This is a genomic window from Clostridium sp. TJA038 (assembly GCF_058310255.1).
The window spans coordinates 19,286-40,062 of the sequence record NZ_JBZEFA010000008.1; the positions used below are offsets into that span (position 1 = coordinate 19,286).

A 20,777-nucleotide genomic window follows, 5' to 3' on the forward strand; every position below is an offset into this window, starting at 1 on the left:
TATGAAGGGATGATAAATCACATGGAAAATATACTAAATATACTTACAGAATATTCAACTTATATTACAATAGGATTAATAGTATTAGTATTAATTCAATTTATAATGTTAATAGTAGCTTTTAGAAGTTTAAGTAAAGTTGAAAATAAATTTAGAAAACTTATGAGGGGAGTTAATAATAAAAATTTAGAAGAGCTTATTAAATCTTATTTTGATAAAGTAGAAGAGGTAGAAAAAAATTCAGAAGAAACTTTAAAAACAAACAAAGTTTTAAGAGAAAAAGTTGAAAAATGTACTCAAAAAGTATCTGTTATAAGATATAAAGCCTTTGAAGATGTAGGTAGTGATTTAAGCTTTTCAGTTGCATTATTAGATGGAGAAAATAACGGAGTAATCTTAACAGGAATTTATGGAAGAGATTATAGTACAACATATGCTAAGCCAATAGATAAAGGAATATCTAGATATGATTTATCTGAAGAGGAATTACATGTGTTAAATGCTGCAATGAATAAATAAAATTTAAATAGGATATATTAGATAAGATTTTCTTATTTAATATATCCTATTTTTATGTTTCACGTGAAACATTTTTATTGATTTAAAGAATATTTTTTAAAGTAGTATCTAATAAATTATTTTTAAAACCTTTAGATTTTAATACACAATGATGAATTCCGCTAGATATTGTTTTTGCAAGTAGCATTACAGTATATAATCTAGTATTTTGTAAAATCATAAAATCTAGAGAACCTGTGATATTTACAAAGCCTAGTATTCTTAAATCTCCTATTTCAGGCAAATCTTTATTAAGTGCTTTACCAGGTTTAAGAGGCTTTCTTTCTATAATTACATTTCCAACAGAGTCAACTGACCCTAAAGATGCATCTATTGATATAATAAAGGGTTTTTTATGTTTTGATTTTATGAATTTTATTGTTTCTTTTAAATTACCTGCATGTACAGTATTTTCTAAAGTGCCATATACAAATATATTGTCTTTACATAAAAATTTAATTTTATCTCCTACTAAGGGACCTAAGGAGTCTCCTGTAGACCTATCAGAACCTATACAAAGAAAAATTATTGGTCTATTAGATTTTATTATTTCAGATAATTCTTCACAAAGATAATCTCTAATTTTAAAGGCTGCTTTTGAATCTAAAGAATTTACACAAAAATCTGCACACATTATATCACCTTCCTTATTAGAAATTATTACCATTAAAATTAAGTATATACTATAAAATATTAACTTTTCTTAGAATTTTAAAAAAAAGCACTAAAAATATTAAAAATAAAACTCCTAAAAAGCCCATAGTTTCTATACCTATAAATATACATATTAACATTATTAATGGATGTATTCCTAAGGTTGATGACATTAACTTAGGTTCTAAAAATTGTCTAAATAAAAATATAAAAATATAAATTAATAATAAAAAAAGAGAAGTTAAAATATTTCCATTAATATAGTATATAAATATAAGTGGAAAATATATAAGAGGCATTCCTAAAACAGGAACTAAATCTAATAAAGCTGCCAAAAAACTTAATAAAAGAGAATATTTAATACCTAAAATAGAAAAGCTTATAAAGCTTATAAAAAATGATATTAAAATTAAAATTAAATATGATAAACAGTAATTTAAAAACATTTTTTTTATTTCAACAATTAGTAAGAATATTTTTTCGCTTTTTTTTATACTAAAATATTCATATATTAGCTCTCTAAATTTAAAGTTAACTAGTTCTTTAGTTAAAAAATAGGTAGATAGTATTGTAAATATAATTACCATAATAGTATATGGAAGATAACTTACGAATAAAAAAATTTGTTGAATTATTAAGGTGCTAAAAGAAATAAAAATCTTTGTAAGTTCTTTAAAGGAAGAAGTTAAAATTTCCTTTAATAAATTTAAAGTTTCTGAATTAGCAAAAAATCTTTGAATATAAAATTGAAAAGTATTAAATTGATTTTGTATTTCCTTAGAGTTATTAGAGATAAATTCTTGAATATTGTTAGTTAAGGAAGAAGATTCATATATTAAGCAAATAATAAATAATATTAAAGATAATAAGATTAAAGAAAAAAATATAAAATTAATTATTAGAGAACTTAATACTATGTTTATTTTTAGCTTTTTAAATAAGTAAGTTGTTGGAATTTTTAGTATTAAGGCAAAAATAAAAGCTAATATAAAAGGAAGAGTAAATTTTAAAGTTTTAAAAAAGATAAAAAATATAAGTGTGTATAAAAGAAAAAACACACTTATTTTTTTACCTTCGATTATTAAATTTTTCATGAGTTAGAAGTGACTACCTCCTAGAAATTATTTCTTTTATAACTTCAACAAATCTATACACTTCTTCTAAGGTGTTAAAATACCCTAAACTTATTCTTATACTTCCCCTAGGGTAAGAACCTACTGTTTTATGTGCAAGAGGAGTGCAATGAAGTCCTGTTCTACAACTTATATTAAATTCACTATCTAATAAAAATCCTACAAACTCAGGGTCCATGCCTTCAATATTGAAAGAAATTGTTGAAGTTTTCATTTTTGCATCCATAGGACCATAAATCTTAATTTCAGGAATTTCACTAAGTAAATCCATAGCTTTTTGGCAAAGCTCTTCTTCTTTTAACCTTATATTTTCTATTCCCTCTTTTTTTATAAATTTTATACCTTCATAAAGACCTATAATACCAGGAGTATTTAAAGTTCCATATTCAAATTTATCAGGTAAATCTTGAGGTTGTTCAACTAAAGAGGAATTACTTCCAGTACCACCAGAAAAAATGTTTTTGCAGATAGAATTTAGTTTATCATCTATTATAAAACCACCTATTCCTTGAGGACCTAAAAGTGATTTATGCCCTGTAAAGGCTAAAGCATTTATATTAAAATCTGTCATATCAATTGGAATAACACCAGCTGTTTGAGCAGAATCTAATATAAAGAAAATATTATTCTCTTTGCAAATATGACCAATTTCTTTTATAGGTTGAATTGTTCCAACTAAATTAGAAGCATGAGATAATATTATAAGCTTTGTGTTTTCTTTAATTTTTTCTTTAATTTTTTTTATAGATACTAGACCTTTAGAATCGCATTCAATTATATCTAGTTCTACATTAGGAAGTTCTTTAGTGATTTTTGATAAAGGTCTTAAGACAGAATTATGTTCCATAGATGTAGTAATTATATGCCAGTTAGGTTTAATTATTCCTAAAAGTAACATATTTAAAGCCATTGTAATATTACTTGTAAAAATAACATTTTCACTTTTAGGAAAATTAAAAAAATTAGCTAATTCATAGCGACAGTTATAAACTATTCTGCTACTTTGTAGAGAGGAGGAAGAAGAACCTCTATTTGCACTTCCACCTTCAAAACTCATGTAATTCATCATAGCTTTTATTACATTTTTAGGTTTAGGAAAAGTTGTTGCTGCATTATCAAAATATATTTTATCCATAAGAAAAACCTCACATGAAAATTTTAATTATTCCGTATATTGTAAAGCCTAAACCAAGTAAAATCATTAAGAATTTAACACTTTTATCAGCTTTACCTGTAATTTCTTTTTTTACTAAACTTCCGCCCTTAGCAGCCATAAAATTTAAAAATATAAACCAAGCTAAAGTAGTTATAAACATAGATATTATGGCAACAAAAAAGAAGTGCTTACCAGATAGTTTCCAAATGCTCATTATACCAGCACTTACTGCCATCCAAACTGATAAGGTCATAGGATTTACAAAGGTCATTAAAAAGCCATTTATAAAACCATTACCAGTTTTATGTTTTCCTATGGTTTCAACACATTTTTCATCTAAACTTTTTTTAGAAGATTTAAATAATATGTTGATTAGTATAAGTACTAAGCCTGAAATAATCCAAAAGGCACATTCTACATACTTATTTAAATTTAATAATTGGGCTACTCCGAAGTTTATTAATAATATGTACAAATAATCGGCGGCAATGGCTCCTAAGGAAACTTCAAAGCCATTTTTAAATCCTTTATCTAGAGATTGTGTTGCAGCTTCTATTGCTGCAGGACCTAATGGAATGGAAACTACAAGTCCAGTTACAAGTCCAGATAAAATCGCCTTTAAATAGAAAAAAGACATACCAAAACTCCTTTAACAGTTGTTTTTATAAATTTACATATTTATATTATAGTTCAAAATAGAAAAGCTTTCACCCTTATTTTGAAAGTGTTAACTTTTATAATATATACTTATATGTATAATATTATTATGATTGACTTTTAGGAGGGAAAAATAATGAAGGACTTTATTATGGTGTTTAATAATACTCATGAGGCAATGGAAGGTGAGAGAATATTAAAAGAGAATAGTATAACTTTTATAATTATGCCAACGCCTACATATATAACTAAGAGTTGTGGTATAAGTGCAGCTTTTAATAAAGACCAAATAGAAAAAATTGAAAGCTTAGATATTAAATTTAAAAACATATATTCAATAACAAAAAATGGATTTGAAGTATATAAATAGGCTTTAAAATCATAGGGAGTGGATTAATGTTATTAGATAGTCTGCTAGGAATTAATTTTGACTTTGACCAGATTAGGTTTGGTAAAATAAAAATATCTTTATCTACAATTGATTTTTTATTAAAAAAATTTATAACAATATGTGTAATATTAATTTTTATGGCTTTAATAATTAAAGTGGGAAGTAAATTGATAGATAAAGCTGTAAAAAAACAAATAGAAACAAACTTTAAGTTTTCTTTAGATACTAGAAAGGCAAATACCTTAGGCTCGCTTTTAAAGAGTATTTTAATGTATTCAGTTTATTTTATAGGTATAACTACAATATTATCTATTATATTTGGAAATGTATCTTGGGCCTTTGCATCCATAGGTGGTGTTGCTGTAGGTTTAGGAGCTCAAAGTTTTGTCAAAGATGTTATAAATGGTATTTTTATATTATTTGATAATCAATATAATGTTGGAGATTTTGTAACCATTGAAGGAGTAAGTGGAGTAGTTGAAGTTATAGGCCTTAGAAGTACGGAAATTAGAGATTATGATGGTTCACTACATATAATACCAAATGGAATGATAAGAATGGTTACTAATCATTGTAGGGGAGATATTAGGGTTCAAATTAGTATTGGAATTTCCTATAATGAAGATGTAAGTAAGGTAATAGATACCATAAATTCTGTCTGTGATTTATACAGTAAAGAAAATGAAGATGTAACAGAACCTTTAAAGGTTTGGGGAATTACAGACATAACAAGTTCTAATGTTAATCTTAAAATTAGTGGAAAAGTTAAATCAATGAAACGTTTAGAGATTGAATTAGAAATAAGAAATAAAATTAAGATTGCTTTAGATAAAAAGAAATATATAAAAGATATAATAATAAATTAAATTTATATTTTATATAGGAGGTTATTTAATTTGATAAATAAATTTTATGTTGGTGATATAGTTAAAATGAGAAAGACTCATCCTTGTGGTAGTGATTCATGGGAAATAATAAGAGTTGGTGCTGATATTAAAATAAAATGTTTAGGCTGTTTAAGAATTGTTATGCTTCCAAGAAGTAAATTTCAAAAAGGTGTGAAAAAGATTATAAAATCAATGGCACCAGAAGAAGAAATCATGTAATTATTTTTTTAAAAATTAAATTTATAAAAGTTAAATTTACCTTTATAAATAGGGTTGCAATAACCATCTTTTAATGTTAGAATATTTAATTGTAATCCCTGCTATGCTAGAGCATAGCCGTAGTCCAGAGGGAGGAGGTGTAAATGATGAGAAAATATGAAACTATATTCGTAGCTCACCCATCATTAGACGAGGAAGCTGTTAAAGCTTTAATCGAAAAATTCAAGGGTGTTATAGAAAACGGAAATGGTACAGTTGACAATGTTGATTTCTGGGGTAAGAGAAAATTAGCTTACGAAATCGCTAAAGTTAACGAAGGTTACTATACTTTAATCAACTTCACTGCTAACCCAGAATTACCAAAAGAGTTAGACAGAGTATTTGGAATAACTGACGGAATAATCAGACACATCATCGTTAAAGAAGAGCAATAAGAGGTGGTCGTAAATGAATAAAGTAGTTTTAATTGGTAGACTTACTAAAGATCCAGAGCTTAGATTTGCAGCAGGAAGCGGTACAGCAGTTGCAAGATTTACATTAGCTGTAAATAGACAATTCAAAAAAGATGAAGCTGATTTTATCAGTTGCATAGCTTTTGGAAAAACTGGTGAAACAATAGCTCAATATATTACTAAAGGCAGACAATTGGCTGTTTCAGGTAATATAAGAACTGGAAGTTATGAAGCTCAAGATGGAACTAGAAGATACACTACTGATGTAGTTGTTGAAAGTTTTGACTTTATCGATTCAGGAAATGGCGGAGCAAGAGGTAACTCTGGTTTTGGTTCAGGAAATGATTTCGGTGGTTCTTTCGGTATGCCAGACAATTCATTTAGTGATTCATCATTCAATAGTAATGATGATATGACACCAATTGATGATGGAGACATTCCATTCTAATTCATAATTTAGGTAAGGAGGGAAATCGTGATGAGTAACGTAAAAAGAGGCGGAAAATTCAGAAGAGCAAGAAAAAAAGTTTGCATATTCTGTGTTGATAAAGCTGAATCAATAGATTACAAAGATGTAGCTAAATTAAAGAAATACATCACAGAAAGAGGTAAAATATTACCAAGAAGAATTTCTGGAACTTGTGCTAAGCATCAAAGACAATTAACAGATGCTATCAAGAGATCAAGAAATATCGCATTATTACCATTCACAACTGAGTAATGGTTGCAAACCCCTGATATTTTCAGGGGTTTTTTTTATTATATATTTATTTAATTATATTATGATTAAATAAAATTTATTTGTACACTTATTGTATTAAAGGTATACTTAATAAAACATATAACTAAGGTATAAGTATAAATTTTTTAAGATTTTAGCTTATATTTTAATTTAGTTCTCATTTATTGCATAAGATTAAAAAAATAAATAAAATAAATATATACAATAAAAGGGTATAAATTGGGAGGGTAATATGAAAAAAGATAATTTTAATATCATGGGGGATATAAAGATTATTGAAGAGATAAAAGCGCAAATTATCTGTATTTTAGGAGAGCTATTTACACTTTTAACTAGGGGTAGTAATGTGGCTAAAGATGCCATAGTAAACTGTATAGCATCTTTGATTATTTTACTATACATTTTAGCAGATAAGTTAGGTCATTCTGCCATAGAAGTGGATGAAACAATTAAAAAAAGTTTAAAAATTGGGATAGTTGAAGAAGATAGTTTAGAAAAGCAAGGAGGTAACTTAACTAAGTTATTTAATCATTTAAAAGAAAGAAGATAGTTTATTTTGGAGGAACATATGGAAGAAAAATTTAATAGTAAACCTATAGTTCAAGCAGGTGTTATGGTTGCTTTAACTGTTATATTTATGATGCTTTCAACTTTACCTGTAGTAGGAAGTATAATAAACTTTGTAATTCCAATTCCTATAGCTATACTATATGTAAAGTATAGTTTTAAAATTTCTCTTTGTAATATTATTATTAGTGGAATTTTAGTTGGGCTTTTTATGGGAGTTTTATATGGAATTCAAATAGCTTTATTAAATGGTATTACAGGATTAGTTTTAGGAATATGTGTAAAGAAGAAGTTTTCAGGAGTAAAATCCTTTGTAAGTTTATTGATTGCTAATACAGTTGGAATCTTTATAGAATTAGCATTATTATTTTCTTCACTTACAGGAATTAGTTTTCAAGATTATGTGAATGAAATGGTAGAAATGTTTAATGAAACAGCAAACTTAACTCAACAAATGATGGGAAATGCCCAAGCTAATACTCAAATGTTAGAACTTATGAAATCTGTTGATGCAAATTTTATAATAAGTATGATGCCTATAGTCTTAGGGATTTCTATAATCATTAGAACATTTTTAGTTTACATTGTAGGAAAATACATTATTAATAGATTAGGCTTTAAATTAAATAGTTTACCACCTTTTTCAAAGTGGTTTTTTAATCCAATATTAATTGCCTTAATTGTATTATTAAATATTATTCTTGTATTCTTAGTAACTAAAGGGGTTGCGATTAATAAAGGTATTTATATGCTTAGCTTGAATATATTATTTTTCATGTTAGTAATTCAAGGCTTGGCTGTAATTTCATACCTTTTAAAATATAAATATAAGTTTTCAAACTTTTTTGTGGTTTTTATTAGTATATTAGCAGTTATGTCTATTTCTCAATTATTAGGAATACTAGGTCTTTTAGATGTTTTACTTGATATAAGAGGAGTAGACCCAAATAGTTTAGGAAGTTATATTAAGGAGAAAATAAAAAAGAGAAGCAAATAACTAATATTTATATTTAGTAAGGGGCTGTTAAAATGAAATCAATATTAAAAGATTATAATAAATTTTTAGCTTACTTTGCGCTTGTAATTTTATTGTGCTTGTTATTTTGGAATTTAAATTTAAAAATAATATCTTTAATATTGTCTTTAGCTTATATGACATATTTAATATATAAAATATCTAATTTTTTAAGAGAAGAAAAAAATGAAGAAGAAAAAATAGATAAGTTATATGAAAATATAGATACAAAAATTAAGGATAATATTTTTAATTTAATTTTTCCACTTACCATATTAAATTCTACAGGAGAGATTATATGGTACAATCATAAATTTAGTAAACTTATAAATAATGAAGAACTATTAGAAAATAATTTAGTATCTGTTATAAAAGGTGTTGCCTTAGATAAAATAATTAGAACTGGTAAAGAAAATTCTCAAAATATAAAGATAAAAAATAATATTTATGAGGTCTATAGTGAATCATTAAAACTAGAGGTGTCAGATGAAGAATGCTTTTTAGTATTTTTTAATGATGTAACTTATTTAAAGAAGGCTACAAAAGAAAGTGTTATGCTTTTAGAAGTAGATAATTTTAGTGAGGTTTTAAAAACCATAGATGATGATAAAAAGCCACTACTTATAGCTGAGATAGAGAGAACAATAAAAAATTATGGGAATTCTTTAAATGCTATGATAAAAAAATATGATAATAGCAAATATATCCTATCTGTAGATGACTCAATTATTGTTAAGGAAATTTCAAAAAAGTTTGATATACTAGATACTATAAGAGAAATTAACTTAGGAAATGAAATTGAGGTAACTTTAAGTATAGGTGTTGGAAGAGGGGGAGAAACTCCTTCTGAAAATCAAGAAGATGCTACAAAAGCTAAGGAATTAGCTTTAGGTAGAGGTGGAGACCAAGCAGTTATTAAATCGGGAAAAAATATTGAGTTCTTTGGTGGAAATGCTAAAGAGCTTGAAAAAAGAACAAGAGTTAGAGCAAGGGTTGTTGCACATGTTTTAAAAGAACTTGTTTATGAAAGCAGTACAGTTTATATAATGGGACATAGAAATCCTGACATGGATTGTTTTGGAGCATCCTTTGGTTTAGCTTCAGTAGTGAAGAAGTTAGGAAAAAATGTTAATATAGTATTAGAAAAGGATACTAATGCTATAGAGTTTTTCTTAGACAGGGTTAAAGAAAAAAAAGAATATAATAATCTTTTTATATCTACTGAGGAGGCTAAGAAAAATATAGACGATAATACTTTGCTTATAGTTGTAGATGTTAATAGTGCAAACTATGTCTTAGATAGAGAATTAACAGAGTTAGTTGATAGGGTGGTTGTTATAGACCATCATAGAAGAAGTCCTGAAGATATTAAAGGTGCATTATTAAACTATATAGAAGTCTATGCTTCCTCTACATCAGAACTTGTTACTGAAATGGTTCAATACATGTTAGATAAGCCTAAATTAAAAAGGATTGAGGCAGAAGGACTTTTAGCAGGTATTTATATAGATACTAAGAATTTTTCTTTTAAAACTGGTGTTAGAACCTTTGAAGCTGCTTCTTTTTTAAGAAGATTAGGAGCAGATACAGTAGAGATTAAAAAGATATTTAGTAATAACTTAGAAAATTATATAGCAAAAGCAGAAGTAATAAAATCTGCAAAAGTAGAAAATAAAATTGCAATAGCAGTATGTCCAGAAAGTATTAAGGATACTGTGGTTGCTGCACAAGCTGCTGATGAACTTTTAAATATTACTGGAATTCAAGCATCCTTTGTACTAATAAAATTAGGAGAAGATGTTGCAATAAGTGCAAGGTCTTTAGGGGATATTAATGTTCAAGTTATCTTAGAAGAATTAGGTGGTGGTGGTCATATGACCATGGCAGGAGCTAAGGTGAAAAATAGTACTATAGAAGAAGTTATTAAAAAAATTAAGGAAGCTATTGCAAAAAACTCAAGGGAAGGTGAAAAAAATGAAAGTAATATTACTTCAAGACGTTAAAAAATTAGGTAAAAAAGGCGATGTTATAAATGCATCAGATGGATATGCTAGAAACTTTTTATTTCCAAAGAAGTTAGCCCAAGAAGCAACAGAGAATAATCTTCACATATTAAATCATAAAAAAGAAAATGAAAGAAGACAAAAGTTAGCTGAGTTAGAAGCTGCTCAAGCTTTAGCTAATGATTTAAAAGATAAGGTTATAAAAATAGATGGTAAGGCTGGAGAAAATGGAAAGCTATTTGGAGCTATAACTAGCAAAGATGTAGCAGGTCTTATTAAAAAACAATTCAATGTAGAAGTTGATAAGAAAAAAATTGTTATGGATACAATAAAAATTGCAGGAACTTATAACATAGAAGTTAAACTATATCCAGAAGTTTCAACAAAAATGAAGGTTATGGTTATTCCTGTTCAATAAGAGGAGGATTCTATTTTGAAATCAATTAAAGAATTAGAGGTTTTACAAGAGGTTATGAATAGTGAACTTGGAGTAGAATCTCAAGTTGAAGCCTTAAAAGATATAATAAATAATATATTAGATGAAGGTGCATACAGAGCAAGAGTTATAAGATTTAAAGTACAAAATTATATAAATTCAGCAAATCCTTATGAAAAACTTTATGGATTAAGCAAAATTGTTTCAGAGGGTAAGGGATTAAGTGAAATTCCAACTGAAGAAAATATAAATGAAGCTTTAGAAGATGTTTGTGCTATGATATCAGATGCTATTGCAAGAAGATATGTTCAAAATAAAATAGAAAAAGAAGTTGAACAGTTCTTAATGGAGAAGCAAGAAAAGTATGTTGATGAACTTAGAGTAAACATAATGAAAAAGAAAAAAGGTCCAGAGAATGCAAAGACAGAAAAGAAACTTGAAGAACTTGAAGAATTAGATGAAAAAGTTCCAAATAAAAATATAATGTCTTTATTAAGACCTGATTCTTTTGAAGAAGTAGTTGGGCAAGAAAGAGCTATAAAATCACTTCTTTCAAAATTAGCTTCACCATATCCACAGCACATAATACTTTATGGGCCACCAGGAGTTGGTAAAACAACAGCTGCAAGAATTGCTTTAGAAACAGCTAAAAAATTAAAATCAACTCCTTTTGATGATAAATCAAAATTTATAGAGGTAAATGGTACAACTTTAAGATGGGACCCAAGAGAAATTACAAATCCACTTTTAGGTTCAGTACATGACCCAATATATCAAGGAAGTAAAAGAGATTTGGCTGAAATTGGTGTTCCAGAACCTAAACCAGGTTTAGTTACTGAGGCTCATGGTGGAATATTATTCATAGATGAAATTGGAGAATTAGACGAGATACTTCAAAATAAACTTTTAAAAGTTTTAGAAGATAAGAGAGTTGAATTTTCCTCTTCTTACTATGACCCAGATGATGAGAATACACCTAAATATATAAAATATCTTTTTGAAAAAGGTGCGCCAGCAGACTTTGTTTTAATTGGAGCAACTACTAGAGAACCAGGAGATATAAATCCTGCTCTTCGTTCAAGATGTACAGAAGTTTATTTTGAACCACTATCATCTAGGGATATTGAAAAGATAGTATTAAATGCAGCTAAAAAACTTAACGTTAAGTTAGAAAAAGGATTAGAAAAGAAAATAGCATCTTATACTATAGAAGGTAGAAGAGCTGTAAATATTTTAGCTGATGCTTATGGGCATGCTATTTATGGATTAGATGGTGAAATTCCAGAAGATTTAGAGATAACATCAAAGGATTTAAATGAAGTTATAAGCATAGGAAGATTTACGCCATATGAAATAATTGAAAACTTAGAAGAAAAAGAGGTTGGTCATGTTTATGGACTTGGAGTTTCAGGATTTTTAGGTTCAACAATAGAAATCGAAGCAACTGCTTTTAAAGCTAAGAAAAAAGGTGCAGGAAAAATAAGATTTAATGATACTGCAGGTTCAATGGCTAAAGATTCTGTATTTAATGCAGCATCAGTTATAAAAAGATTAACTGATAAAGATATAAGTGATTATGATATACATGTTAATGTAATTGGTGGAGGAAAGATAGATGGTCCTTCAGCAGGAGCTGCTATTACAATATGTATAATGAGTGCTTTATTAGATAAGCCAATAAGACAAGATTTAGCTATAACTGGTGAAATTTCATTAAGAGGAAAAATCAAGCCTGTTGGAGGTATATTTGAAAAAATATACGGAGCTAGAAGAAAAGGAATTAAGTTAGTAACTGTTCCTAAAGATAATGAAAATGAAATTCCTAAGGGATTAGAAGATATAGAAGTTAAAGCTGTAAGCTCTATAGAAGAACTTATGGAAATAGCTTTTAATTAAAAGAAAGAAAAAGCCTAAATTTATTTTTAGGGCTTTTTCTTTTTTTATGTAGTTATAAATATATGTAGTTATAAATAAAACTATAGGTTTTTCATTAGTTTTCATGTATTATATATATTGTGATAAAGCAAAATTATCTATGGATTATTTTCAATATAATTAAATAGAATTTATTTTTAACTTTATTGATATTACTTTTAATTAATAAATTAAATTACGGGTATTATATTTTGATTATAATTTAAATAAGAGAACATAATTGAGATATATTGGTTAATAACTTAAGTGTTTATAATATAATAAAAAGCTTAATAAAAGTTTATAAGATATAAAATATCTTATAAACTTTTAATGATATTAGAAAATTATTTAAAGGAAAGGAGGAGAAGAAAAGAGGATGGAAGCACCAGTTATGAAAAGTTTGCCACAGAGTATAGAAGCTGAACAATCTGTTTTAGGGGCAATGATAATAGATAAGACAACAATAGCTCAAGCGGCAGAAACACTAAATAAAGATTCTTTTTATAGAGATGCTCATAAGGTAATATTTCAAAGCATAATTGAGATGTATCAAAGAGATCAAGCAGTAGATCAATTAACTCTTTTAGAATACTTAAAAGCTACGGATAGATTAGAAAAGGCTGGGGGTATAAGTTATGTAACTGAAATAAGTGCCTCTGTTTTAAGTACAGTTAATATAAAGTCATACATAAAAATAGTTGATGAAAAAGCTACCCTTAGAAGACTTATAAAATCTTCTACAGAAATTATAGAAAACTGTTATAACAATCAAGAAGATGTAGAAAAAGTTATAGATTCTGCAGAGAAAAAAATCTTTGATTTGTCTGAAAAAAGGTCTTCAAATGATTTTGAACCTTTAAGTGTTGTTCTTGAAAGAGGATTTGAGCAAATTGAAGCTATATTTAATAATGAAGGAGAGCTTACAGGAGTTGGTTCTGGATTTAAAGATTTAGATGAAATGACTTCAGGATTTCAAAAGGGTGATATGGTACTTATAGCTGCTAGACCTTCTATGGGAAAAACAACTTTTGCTCTTAATATAGCTGAACATGCTGCATTGAGAGAGGGAAAAAGCGTTGTTATATTTTCTTTAGAAATGTCAAAGGAACAGTTAGCTTATAAGTTATTATGTTCAGAGGCTAATGTTGATATGTTAAGTCTTAGAACAGGTAAGTTAACTCCAGAGGACTGGGATAATATAGCTAAGGCATCTGGTCCTTTAGCTTCAGCTAAAATATACATAGATGATACTGCTGGGGTTTCTATAATGGAAATGAGGTCTAAGTGTAGAAGATTGAAGATGGAGCATGGAATAGACCTTATTTTAATTGACTACTTACAACTTATGAGTGGAAGTGGTGAAAGTAGACAACAAGAAGTTGCAGAAATTTCAAGAAATATAAAAGCTATAGCTAAAGAAATGGAATGTCCTGTTGTAGCCTTATCTCAGCTTTCACGTGCACCAGAGCAAAGAGCAGACCATAGACCTATGTTATCTGACCTTAGAGAATCTGGTTCAATAGAGCAAGATGCTGACCTTGTTATGTTTTTGTATAGAGATGAGTATTATAATAAGGAAACTGAAGATAAAAATGTTGGAGAATGTATAATAGCAAAGCAGAGAAACGGTCCAGTTGGGACTGTTAAACTTGCATGGCTTGGACAATATAGTAAATTTGCAGATTATGAAGCTATTCATAAGAATATATAAATTTAGGGTATATCATTTTTGATATACCCTAAATTTATTGGTATCACTATATTAAAATGTATATAATAATTAAGTGATTATATTTTTAAATAATATTACTTATAAAGTAAATTATATCTTTATTAAAGGAGAGGATATTTGTGAATAAAAAGATAGGATTTATAGGTTGTGGTAACATGGGAAGTGCTATGGTTTTAGGAATACTAAAGTCTGGCATTGTAGATAAGGAAAATATTATAGCTTCCTGTTCAAGAAAGGAAAGTGCAAAAAGAATAGAAAATCAATTAGGAATAAATACAACTCTTGATAATAAAGAGGTTTGTAATAAAAGTGATATTATATTCCTTGCAGTAAAGCCATATATGTATAAAGAAGTGATAAAAGAAATTAAAGATTGTATTAATTTAAATAAAACTATTGTAACTATAGCAGCAGGAATTAATTTAAGTGATGTTGAAAAATGGTTTGAAAAGGATACAAAAATAGTTAAGACTATGCCAAATACACCAGCTTTAGTTGGAGAGGCTATGAGTGCTATTTGCCCTAATAAGTTAGTAAGTGATGAAGAATTAAAAGAAATTATGGATATATTTAATGCCTTTGGAAAGTCAGAAGTATTAAGTGAAAAGGACTTTCATGGGTTCATAGCTCTTTGTGGTTCATCACCAGCTTATGTTTATATGTTTATAGAAGCTATGGCAGATGCTGCAGTAAGAGAAGGTATAAGTAGAGAAAAAGCATATAAATTAGCTGCACAGTCAGTTTTAGGTTCAGCTAAGATGGTATTAGAAACAGGAGAACATCCTGCTAAATTAAAAGATAATGTTTGCTCTCCTGGAGGGACAACAATTGAGGCTGTTTTAGAATTAGAAGAAACAGGTTTTAGAAGTTCTGTTATGAATGCTATGAAGAAGTGTTCAAAAAAATCTAAAAAAATGTAATGTTTTTATTGACAAAAAATAAAAAAACATATATACTTTAATCATGATAATCATTATCAATTAGAAGATTGGTTATTATTCATGAACTGAAAAAAGACAAACAAATACAATAAACACAAACAAAACATAATAAAACTCCTACAAGAGTCCCTAGATTTTTCTAGGGGCTTTTTATTTTATCAACTATGTAAATAATATAACAAAAAAATATTATCAAAAGTATTATTCAATTTTTCAAATCATATAATAATACAAATAATATTTAGGGGATTATTAACAATAATTTAGATAATAAAGTTTAATAAATATTCTTTTATTTGAATTGTTTCTATGTATAAAATTTTTAATTTTATACAATTACAGAAAATAAAATAAGTTAATAGGGTTTAATGTTTTATGAAAATTTTTGAAGTTATTTTATTAATTTTAGTTTCTATATTTTTAGTTTGGTATATCCTTAGATTTAAAGGCGAAGATAAATATTAATTAAAGCAATTTAAATTAATAGCCTTTATTTTGAATTTGTACTTTGAGTATAAAAATATTGAAAAAAAATACTAAATATGATAACACTATAAATAGTATTATTAGATTTAGGGGTGGAAGAATGTTTAAAAAAAGCAGGGGTATAGCACTTTATCACCAATTAGAGACAGAGCTAATTGACCTTATAAATAGTGGACAACTTAAAGAAGGTGATAAATTACCTTCTGAGAGAGAACTTTGTGAAAAGTATAATGTAAGTAGAACTACTGCTAGACAAGCTATAGGAGATTTAGAGAGAAAAGAATATGTTTATAAAATTCAAGGAAAAGGAACATTTGTATCTCCTAAAATTTATAAACAACAATTATTAAAGTTTTATAGCTTTACAGAGGAGATGAAAAAGTTAGGCAAAAAGCCTTCTTCTCAAATATTATCCTTTGATTTAATTAAAGCTAGTGAAAGGGTAAGTAAAAATTTAGGTATTTATGAAAATGCCTTTGTATATAAAATTATTAGACTTAGAATAGCAAATGAAACACCTATGATGGTGGAATGTACTTATTTGCCTCAAAATAGATTTATTGATTTAAAAGAACAATGGCTTAAAGAAAGACCTATGTATGACATTTTTAGAGAAATTTATAATGTTAATTTAACAAAGGCTAAGGAGAGTTTTAAACCAATATTAATTTCAGAAGGTGATTCTAAGCTATTAAATGTTAAAGAAAATACAGCAGCTATGAAAATAGAAAGAATTACTTTTGAAGGCGAAAGAGTTATAGAATATACAGTAAGTGTTTCAAGAGGAGATAAATTTGAATATACTGTAGTTTTAGAAGAAGACTAATAAAAGAAGAGACATATTAATATGTCTCTTCTTTATTTTAAGCTTTGTTATTACTACCACAAAGAAGTATTTTATGCTCAACTATTTTTCTCATAGCTTCTTTCCCAGGAGTCATATATTTTCTAGGGTCATTAGCTTTAGGATTAGCAATAAAATATTCTTTAACTGCATTAGAAAAAGGTATTTTTAAATCTGTTGCTACATTAACTTTACATATACCAAGGCTTATAGCTTTTTTTACTAATTCATCAGGAACATCTGAAGCACCATGTAAAACTAAAGGTACAGAGACTTTTTCTTTTATTTTAATTAATCTATCAAAATCTAGTTTAGGTGTTCCCTTGTATAATCCATGAGCTGTTCCTATAGCTATAGCTAGAGAGTCAATATTTGTTCTTTCAACAAATTCTAAAGCGGCATCAGGATCTGTATATGCACCTTCATTTTCATCTACAATTAAGTCATCTTCAACGCCAACTAATTTTCCAAGTTCAGCTTCAACTGTAGCATCATATTTATGAGCAAAGTTTACAACATCTAAGACAGTTTTTATATTTTCTTCAAAAGATAGATGAGAGGCATCTATCATAGAGGATTTAAATCCAGTTTTTATATGCTCTTTTATAAGACTTGGTTTTTCAAAATGGTCTAAATGTATTGCTATTGGAATATCATATTTTTCAGAAGCTACAGAAGCCATGGCTACTATATAATCTGGACCAGCATAATCTATAGTTCCAGGAGTTCCTGCTATTATTACAGGTGATTTAAGTGAAGCTGCAGTTTCAACAACTACTTGAAAAGTTTCTAGATTGTGTATGTTAAAAGCAGGTATAGCATAATTACCTTTTTTAGCTCTTAAAAGCATATCCTTTGTAGATTTTATATTATTCATAAAAAACACCTCTCATAGATTAATCATTATATTCGTGGATTATAACACCCTTAACAACTCTATTAACAGTTCCATCAGGTCTTGGATTATCAGGTGAAATTCCAAGTTTTAAGGAGTTGAAAAGTGAAAGCATTTGTCCAAGTAATATATAATAAAAAGATATAAAGGTATCTTCTAATTTAGAACCATTAGTTGTTATATATTCATGAGAAATGTCTTTTAAATTTTCTTTGTTCAAATAGCTAAAAATAGCAATTTTTTGATTACCTAAGTCATTATAAATTTCTTTAATTAAGTCATAATCATAAAGTGATGTATAATCATTAGAAGAACATAAAATAACCACTAAGGTATTATCATTTATTATTGATTTAGGACCGTGTCTAAATCCTAAAACTGATTCACAAACTGTAACTTGTTTACCAGAGGTTAATTCAAGATTTTTTAGTGCCATTTCATTACATAATCCTTTTAATGGACCAGAACCTAAATAAACAATTCTTTCACAGTTAATATCAGAAATTCTTTTTGCGTCTTTCCATTGATTATCAAGAGAAGTTTGTCCGTTTTTAACTAATTCTTCAAGAATTTTTTTGCTTTCTTCTAGATTATCTATATTAAATAAAAGTAAAGTAGCTAAGGCCATACAAGTAAAGGAGCTAGTCATAGCAAAACTTTTATCATTAGATTTTTCTGGCATTAATAAAACAAGGTTTCCTTTTTTTTCTTTAGCCTTTTTAGCTAAATGCCCTTCTTTATTACAGGTTATTACTATATGAGATAAGTTTTTTACCTTTTTTTCAAATAAATTATAGGTACCAACACTTTCAGGACTATTACCAGAACGAGCATAAGATATTAAAATTGTATGACCTTTTTCATCTATATAATCATCTGGATTAGATACAATATCAGTAGTTGGTATAGAATAAACTTTTTTACCTAGCTTTTTAGATAAATAAAGACGTATAGTATCTCCTACATAAGCGGAGGTTCCAGCACCAGTTAAAATTATTTTAAGATTATGTTTATTTAAATTTTCATCTAAAAATTCTTTAATTTCATTTTTATTTTTTTTGATTATATCAAAAGTTTCTTGCCATAATTTTGGTTGTTGATATATTTCATTAGCTGTATAGTTTGCTTTTAAATTAATTAATTCTTCCTGTGTAAAACCAAAAATTTTTTCCATAAATCTCACCCCTAGTTATAATGTTGTCATTACCAGTAATAATAAAGTAATGATGTTATTACAAGTTAATATTACCTTAACTTATATATAAATGTCAATAATTTACTGAAAAAAATAGCATATATAAAATATATATGCTATTTTTTCATTTATTTGTTTTTACCAAAAACTTTTTCTTTTAATTTTAAACCTGTTTTAGTAATTGCTAAGCCACCTTGAGCTGTTTCTCTTAATGAAGCAGGAAGGGATTTACCTACTCTATACATAGCTTCAACTGTATCATCAAAGGGAATCTTACTATGAATACCTGCCATTACTAAATCAGCTGTAGTTAAGGCACTTACTGCACCTGCAAAGTTTCTTTTAGCACAAGGTACTTCAACTAATCCAGCAATAGGGTCGCATACTAATCCAAGTATATTTTTAAATACTATTGCAGCGGCATCTAGAGCCATTTCAGGAGTTCCACCCATCATTTCTACTGTTGCAGCAGAGGCCATAGCTGCTGCAGAACCACATTCAGCTTGACAACCGCCTTCAGCACCAGCTAAAGTAGCATTTTGGGCAATTATCATTCCAACTGCAGAGGAGGCAAGTAATCCTTTTATAAGTTCTTCATCATTTAATTTTAATTTTTCTCCAACAGTTAGAATAACAGCTGGAACTATTCCACAAGAACCTGCTGTTGGACAAGCTACTATTCTTCCCATAGAAGCATTTACTTCTGAGCAAGATAATGCTTTTGCCATAGCACCTACCATAACATCTCCAGTTAAGGTGTTTCCTTTTTCTAAGTATTTTTTTAGTTTATAGGCATCTCCTCCAATTAAACCACTAACAGAGTAAATTTTAGTTTCTTGTCCTTCATTAGCTTCTTCTTTCATTACTTGAAGAACTTTTTCCATGCCTTTTATTACCTCTTCTCTAGTACAATTTTTGTTTTCTATTTCTTGCACAATGGCATATTCAGCTAAAGAAAAATTATTATCATTACATATTTTTAATAGTTCAGAACCGTTTCTTGCAATCATTTATATATCCTCCTTTACTGGATTTATAACAATTAGCTTTTCTACAGCTTCAACTTTTTTTATTTCATTAATTATATCTTTTGTAATAGGGCTATCCATTTCAAAAACCATTCTTGCAGCTTTTCCTCTTTCTGTTCTAAACACTTTCATAAAAGCTATATTTATGTTATGCTCATAAACTATTGTTGTAACTTTTGATACTGCCCCTGGCACATCTTTATGAGAAATTATAAGTGTTGGATATTCTCCTGTAAATTCAACAACATTACCATTAACTTCAGTTATTTTTATGCTTCCCCCACCAATAGAAGAACCTACTATTTCATGAAAGTTTCCATATATATCTTCAATTATAAATTTTACTGTATTAGGATGAACATCTCCTAAATCAGCTTCTTCAAATTTTATATCAATATTTTTTTCCTTTGCTATTTCTAAAGAATTTCTAAGTCTTGTATCAGAAGGCTCCATTCCAAGAATTCCAGCTACTAAAGCCTTATCTGTTCCATGACCTCTATATGTTTTTCCAAAGGAACCATGTAAAAGAAAAGTTACTTTTTTTATTGGCTTTCCACATATTACTCTTGCTACTTTACCAAGTCTAGCAGCACCTGCTGTATGAGAACTAGAAGGACCAATCATAATAGGACCAAGAATATCAAAAACACCATAAGTATTCATAGTTTTATTCTCCTTTTTAATAAAGTTTAAGATGTTATAATTTTTTAACAATTTATTAACTATAGTATAACATTTTAAAAATGAAATTTAAAAAATAAGCTTTATTAATTTTATAAAAATTAATAGAAAAATATTTATTAAAAAATAAATTTATTGATAAGAATAAGTATGATGGGAAAATTAAAGATATGAAGTTTTATTTTTTT

At 27.5% G+C, this 20,777-nt stretch carries 23 protein-coding genes; 15 read left to right on the forward strand and 8 right to left on the reverse strand.

Annotation, left to right across the window (positions count from 1 at the left end):
• The first annotated feature begins 21 nt into the window (after nt 1-21).
• Nucleotides 22-519 carry a DUF4446 family protein gene (locus AC4FQV_RS10500; protein WP_491140133.1) on the forward strand — a complete coding sequence of 166 codons (498 nt, stop codon included), beginning with the start codon at nt 22-24 and terminating at the stop codon, nt 517-519.
• An 82-nt stretch (nt 520-601) separates the two neighbouring features.
• Here the strand turns inward: AC4FQV_RS10500 and yyaC are convergent, their stop codons facing one another.
• The 4 genes from yyaC to AC4FQV_RS10520 are packed head-to-tail and all read right to left on the reverse strand — an operon-like array spanning nt 602 to nt 4,138.
• On the reverse strand, nt 602-1,192 hold the full coding sequence (yyaC, locus tag AC4FQV_RS10505; RefSeq protein WP_491140132.1) for a spore protease YyaC: 591 nt from the start codon (nt 1,190-1,192) through the stop codon (nt 602-604).
• A 49-nt stretch (nt 1,193-1,241) separates the two neighbouring features.
• Nucleotides 1,242-2,306 (reverse strand): sporulation integral membrane protein YtvI, encoded by a 1,065-nt coding sequence (gene ytvI / locus AC4FQV_RS10510; protein ID WP_491165463.1) that lies wholly within the window; start codon nt 2,304-2,306, stop codon nt 1,242-1,244.
• 13 nt (nt 2,307-2,319) lie between these two features.
• Nucleotides 2,320-3,480, reverse strand: a complete 1,161-nt coding sequence (locus AC4FQV_RS10515; protein WP_491165464.1) for an aminotransferase class V-fold PLP-dependent enzyme — start codon at nt 3,478-3,480, stop codon at nt 2,320-2,322.
• A 10-nt stretch (nt 3,481-3,490) separates the two neighbouring features.
• Entirely contained in the window at nt 3,491-4,138 is a 648-nt protein-coding gene (locus AC4FQV_RS10520) for a LysE family translocator (RefSeq protein WP_491140128.1), read from the reverse strand.
• Between the two features lie 156 nt (nt 4,139-4,294).
• On the opposite strand from AC4FQV_RS10520, the gene AC4FQV_RS10525 reads away from it, so the two are divergent.
• From AC4FQV_RS10525 to AC4FQV_RS10590, 14 genes are all read left to right on the forward strand, one after another.
• Entirely contained in the window at nt 4,295-4,528 is a 234-nt protein-coding gene (locus AC4FQV_RS10525) for a putative Se/S carrier protein (protein ID WP_491165465.1), read from the forward strand.
• Between the two features lie 26 nt (nt 4,529-4,554).
• On the forward strand, nt 4,555-5,415 hold the full coding sequence (locus AC4FQV_RS10530; RefSeq protein ID WP_491165466.1) for a mechanosensitive ion channel family protein: 861 nt from the start codon (nt 4,555-4,557) through the stop codon (nt 5,413-5,415).
• Between the two features lie 30 nt (nt 5,416-5,445).
• Complete coding sequence (locus tag AC4FQV_RS10535; protein WP_491140125.1) at nt 5,446-5,655, forward strand: DUF951 domain-containing protein; 210 nt, start codon at nt 5,446-5,448, stop codon at nt 5,653-5,655.
• 146 nt (nt 5,656-5,801) lie between these two features.
• Entirely contained in the window at nt 5,802-6,089 is a 288-nt protein-coding gene (gene rpsF / locus AC4FQV_RS10540; RefSeq protein WP_003479405.1) for a 30S ribosomal protein S6, read from the forward strand.
• A 13-nt stretch (nt 6,090-6,102) separates the two neighbouring features.
• A complete protein-coding gene (locus tag AC4FQV_RS10545) occupies nt 6,103-6,555 on the forward strand; it encodes a single-stranded DNA-binding protein (protein ID WP_003451037.1) in 453 nt (150 codons plus the stop codon).
• A gap of 30 nt (nt 6,556-6,585) precedes the next feature.
• The gene (rpsR, locus tag AC4FQV_RS10550; RefSeq protein WP_003451020.1) at nt 6,586-6,828 is read left to right on the forward strand and encodes a 30S ribosomal protein S18; all 243 of its coding nucleotides are present in this window, start codon (nt 6,586-6,588) and stop codon (nt 6,826-6,828) included.
• Nucleotides 6,829-7,081: 253 nt separating this feature from the next.
• Nucleotides 7,082-7,399, forward strand: coding sequence for a MazG-like family protein (locus AC4FQV_RS10555; protein ID WP_491140123.1), 318 nt, complete (start codon nt 7,082-7,084; stop codon nt 7,397-7,399).
• An 18-nt stretch (nt 7,400-7,417) separates the two neighbouring features.
• Nucleotides 7,418-8,413, forward strand: a complete 996-nt coding sequence (locus AC4FQV_RS10560) for a YybS family protein (RefSeq protein WP_491140122.1) — start codon at nt 7,418-7,420, stop codon at nt 8,411-8,413.
• A gap of 32 nt (nt 8,414-8,445) precedes the next feature.
• A complete protein-coding gene (locus tag AC4FQV_RS10565) occupies nt 8,446-10,434 on the forward strand; it encodes a DHH family phosphoesterase (RefSeq protein ID WP_491165467.1) in 1,989 nt (662 codons plus the stop codon).
• The gene (rplI, locus tag AC4FQV_RS10570) at nt 10,406-10,852 is read left to right on the forward strand and encodes a 50S ribosomal protein L9 (protein ID WP_491140120.1); all 447 of its coding nucleotides are present in this window, start codon (nt 10,406-10,408) and stop codon (nt 10,850-10,852) included. The genes AC4FQV_RS10565 and rplI overlap by 29 nt, the downstream gene beginning before the upstream one ends.
• Before the next feature lie 15 nt (nt 10,853-10,867).
• Nucleotides 10,868-12,766 (forward strand): Lon family ATP-dependent protease, encoded by a 1,899-nt coding sequence (lonC, locus tag AC4FQV_RS10575; protein WP_491165468.1) that lies wholly within the window; start codon nt 10,868-10,870, stop codon nt 12,764-12,766.
• 397 nt (nt 12,767-13,163) lie between these two features.
• Nucleotides 13,164-14,498 carry a replicative DNA helicase gene (locus AC4FQV_RS10580; protein ID WP_491140117.1) on the forward strand — a complete coding sequence of 445 codons (1,335 nt, stop codon included), beginning with the start codon at nt 13,164-13,166 and terminating at the stop codon, nt 14,496-14,498.
• Nucleotides 14,499-14,638: 140 nt separating this feature from the next.
• Nucleotides 14,639-15,439 (forward strand): pyrroline-5-carboxylate reductase, encoded by an 801-nt coding sequence (gene proC / locus AC4FQV_RS10585; RefSeq protein ID WP_491140116.1) that lies wholly within the window; start codon nt 14,639-14,641, stop codon nt 15,437-15,439.
• 607 nt (nt 15,440-16,046) lie between these two features.
• Nucleotides 16,047-16,772, forward strand: a complete 726-nt coding sequence (locus AC4FQV_RS10590; protein WP_491165469.1) for a GntR family transcriptional regulator — start codon at nt 16,047-16,049, stop codon at nt 16,770-16,772.
• A gap of 37 nt (nt 16,773-16,809) precedes the next feature.
• On the opposite strand, the gene AC4FQV_RS10595 is transcribed toward AC4FQV_RS10590, so the two are convergent.
• From AC4FQV_RS10595 to sdaAB, 4 genes are all read right to left on the reverse strand, one after another.
• On the reverse strand, nt 16,810-17,667 hold the full coding sequence (locus AC4FQV_RS10595) for a tagatose bisphosphate family class II aldolase (RefSeq protein WP_491140114.1): 858 nt from the start codon (nt 17,665-17,667) through the stop codon (nt 16,810-16,812).
• Nucleotides 17,668-17,686: 19 nt separating this feature from the next.
• Nucleotides 17,687-18,859: an SIS domain-containing protein gene (locus AC4FQV_RS10600; protein WP_491165470.1), complete on the reverse strand. Its 1,173-nt coding sequence runs from the start codon at nt 18,857-18,859 to the stop codon at nt 17,687-17,689.
• 149 nt (nt 18,860-19,008) lie between these two features.
• On the reverse strand, nt 19,009-19,890 hold the full coding sequence (sdaAA, locus tag AC4FQV_RS10605; protein ID WP_491165471.1) for an L-serine ammonia-lyase, iron-sulfur-dependent, subunit alpha: 882 nt from the start codon (nt 19,888-19,890) through the stop codon (nt 19,009-19,011).
• Nucleotides 19,891-20,571, reverse strand: a complete 681-nt coding sequence (sdaAB, locus tag AC4FQV_RS10610) for an L-serine ammonia-lyase, iron-sulfur-dependent subunit beta (RefSeq protein WP_491140111.1) — start codon at nt 20,569-20,571, stop codon at nt 19,891-19,893.
• Nucleotides 20,572-20,777: the final 206 nt, after the last annotated feature.

Bases quoted from the DNA above. Each gene is read 5' to 3' on its own strand.
- rplI (WP_491140120.1), top strand. From the start codon at position 10,406: ATGAAAGTAATATTACTTCAAGACGTTAAAAAATTAGGTAAAAAAGGC.
- AC4FQV_RS10595 (WP_491140114.1), bottom strand. From the start codon at position 17,667: ATGAATAATATAAAATCTACAAAGGATATGCTTTTAAGAGCTAAAAAA.
- ytvI (WP_491165463.1), bottom strand. From the start codon at position 2,306: ATGAAAAATTTAATAATCGAAGGTAAAAAAATAAGTGTGTTTTTTCTT.
- AC4FQV_RS10560 (WP_491140122.1), top strand. From the start codon at position 7,418: ATGGAAGAAAAATTTAATAGTAAACCTATAGTTCAAGCAGGTGTTATG.
- yyaC (WP_491140132.1), bottom strand. From the start codon at position 1,192: ATGTGTGCAGATTTTTGTGTAAATTCTTTAGATTCAAAAGCAGCCTTT.
- rpsF (WP_003479405.1), top strand. From the start codon at position 5,802: ATGAGAAAATATGAAACTATATTCGTAGCTCACCCATCATTAGACGAG.
- sdaAA (WP_491165471.1), bottom strand. From the start codon at position 19,890: ATGATTGCAAGAAACGGTTCTGAACTATTAAAAATATGTAATGATAAT.
- AC4FQV_RS10545 (WP_003451037.1), top strand. From the start codon at position 6,103: ATGAATAAAGTAGTTTTAATTGGTAGACTTACTAAAGATCCAGAGCTT.
- AC4FQV_RS10600 (WP_491165470.1), bottom strand. From the start codon at position 18,859: ATGGAAAAAATTTTTGGTTTTACACAGGAAGAATTAATTAATTTAAAA.
- AC4FQV_RS10590 (WP_491165469.1), top strand. From the start codon at position 16,047: ATGTTTAAAAAAAGCAGGGGTATAGCACTTTATCACCAATTAGAGACA.
- AC4FQV_RS10525 (WP_491165465.1), top strand. From the start codon at position 4,295: ATGAAGGACTTTATTATGGTGTTTAATAATACTCATGAGGCAATGGAA.
- AC4FQV_RS10500 (WP_491140133.1), top strand. From the start codon at position 22: ATGGAAAATATACTAAATATACTTACAGAATATTCAACTTATATTACA.
- sdaAB (WP_491140111.1), bottom strand. From the start codon at position 20,571: ATGAATACTTATGGTGTTTTTGATATTCTTGGTCCTATTATGATTGGT.
- AC4FQV_RS10565 (WP_491165467.1), top strand. From the start codon at position 8,446: ATGAAATCAATATTAAAAGATTATAATAAATTTTTAGCTTACTTTGCG.
- AC4FQV_RS10515 (WP_491165464.1), bottom strand. From the start codon at position 3,480: ATGGATAAAATATATTTTGATAATGCAGCAACAACTTTTCCTAAACCT.
- rpsR (WP_003451020.1), top strand. From the start codon at position 6,586: ATGAGTAACGTAAAAAGAGGCGGAAAATTCAGAAGAGCAAGAAAAAAA.
- AC4FQV_RS10520 (WP_491140128.1), bottom strand. From the start codon at position 4,138: ATGTCTTTTTTCTATTTAAAGGCGATTTTATCTGGACTTGTAACTGGA.
- AC4FQV_RS10555 (WP_491140123.1), top strand. From the start codon at position 7,082: ATGAAAAAAGATAATTTTAATATCATGGGGGATATAAAGATTATTGAA.
- AC4FQV_RS10530 (WP_491165466.1), top strand. From the start codon at position 4,555: ATGTTATTAGATAGTCTGCTAGGAATTAATTTTGACTTTGACCAGATT.
- AC4FQV_RS10580 (WP_491140117.1), top strand. From the start codon at position 13,164: ATGGAAGCACCAGTTATGAAAAGTTTGCCACAGAGTATAGAAGCTGAA.